Source organism: Escherichia sp. E1V33 (genome assembly GCF_004211955.1).
In the GTDB taxonomy this organism is placed as follows: domain Bacteria; phylum Pseudomonadota; class Gammaproteobacteria; order Enterobacterales; family Enterobacteriaceae; genus Escherichia.
The window spans coordinates 1-1,559 of record NZ_RHJI01000056.1; the positions used below are offsets into that span (position 1 = coordinate 1).

At 58.1% G+C, this 1,559-nt stretch carries 2 protein-coding genes; both read right to left on the reverse strand.

Translation table 11 applies throughout. The features are described 5' to 3' along the window. The coding region (gene gpM / locus D9742_RS22960) for a phage terminase small subunit (protein ID WP_130238335.1) at window positions 1-565 on the reverse strand (565 nt) is incomplete at its 3' end. 3 nt (window positions 566-568) lie between these two features. Then, window positions 569-1,559, reverse strand: a 991-nt coding sequence (locus D9742_RS22965; RefSeq protein ID WP_130238336.1) for a phage major capsid protein, P2 family, incomplete at its 5' end; no start/stop codon positions are given.

Genomic DNA, 1,559 nt, shown 5'->3' on the forward strand with positions numbered 1-1,559 from the left:
TGAGATGATTAAGGGCGGAAGCCGGATTGCTTTCACTCAGGACAGCGCCAATCGCTTTATGCAGACGCGCCCGTGACTGGTCCGGCATATCCAGACCGTCTGTCAGCTCCAGCGTCTGCAGCAACAGATCGGCATCAAAGCCGGTGGCGGCAAGCATTGCGCTCTGCGCTGCATCTGCCATTTCCTCTGCCAGCACGGTCTGCACGTTGCGGTTACCCAGCGGCATCACCCAGCCATGACGCAGGGCATGACGCCCGATCTCCAGCGCCCCGGCATAATCTCCGGCATCAATGCGCCACAGCATCACGTACATCAGCACGTCATCCTGTTGAGCGCCTCCGGCAGCCAGGACGCCCTCCGCCCAGGCGGCATATTTCGGCAGCAGCTCCACCTTTATTTCCGCTTTTTTCACCGTGGACTGAACGCCCTTGAGACGGCGGCGGTCTTCCGCCAGTTGCAGCAGCATCAGGTCATAGCCCGACGCGTGGCGAACGCTGCCGCCCTCGCGGGCGGCCTGTTCAGCCTGAACGCGCAGGCGATGCTGCCGTGCGGGACTCAGGCTCATGGGTTACGCTCCGGCTTCTGCTGCGGCGGCGCTGAAGTCGCCAATCTGGATGTTTTCCACCAGTGCAGCGCAGCGGTAGTCCTCAACCACATAGGCTTCGTTAACGGATTCAAAATTTTCAATCCGGTCACGTTTCGGGTTGTCGATAACTGAACGGCGGCGGGTGTCTTCCTGCCAGTAGATGGACAGGTTATCCAGACGGGTGATCAGCAGCGCATTCGGCGGGAAGAACGGCGCACGCACGGCCTGCAGGCCACCCATGCGTTTCTGACTGATGATCATATCGGCAGCCAGTTTTTCACTGTTTTCCTGCTCTTTGTTGACCAGCGGGAAATACTTGTCAGACAGCAGTTCACGACCGCAAATCACCACCAGATCGTCATCGTCCTGGTAGACCACGTCGATAAGCTCATTAACGGCATCCATCACTACGGCGTCCAGGTTGGCATATTCGCCACCTTTGCCGACTTTCACCGCGCCCGGTGTGGTTTCACCGCCCGTGGTGGTGCTGCCCATGACGTGATCCGGTGCATCCTCACGGATTTTCTGCAGCCAGCCTTTATTCACATCCTGCAGCAGCGGGTTTTCGCTACGGTTGGAGGTTTTCGCACGCTTCACGCCGTTAAAGCCGATCATGATGCGGTCCAGTGCCTGACGTTTCACGATGGCGTCACGGATGCGCACCTGGAAATCCTGAAACTTCGCCCACAGATCCAGCTTCGCGTAGGTCAGCACCGTGTCAAAGTTGGTCTGCTCGCATTTATATTCCACATCGACCATCAGCGTCGGATCGACAGGCTCACGCTCTTTAGCTGTGGTATCAGTGGTTCCGGCAATGGTGCTGCCAACACCCAGCCCCAGCAACTGACCAGACTGCTCAGTCACTGGCGTGACGTTAATCAGCGTCAGGAAAGCGGCGGACTGCTGGATCTGGTCTTCCAGCGTCTGCTGTACAGACGGCTCTACGGTGAATTTGCTGGACAGTTCTTCAACT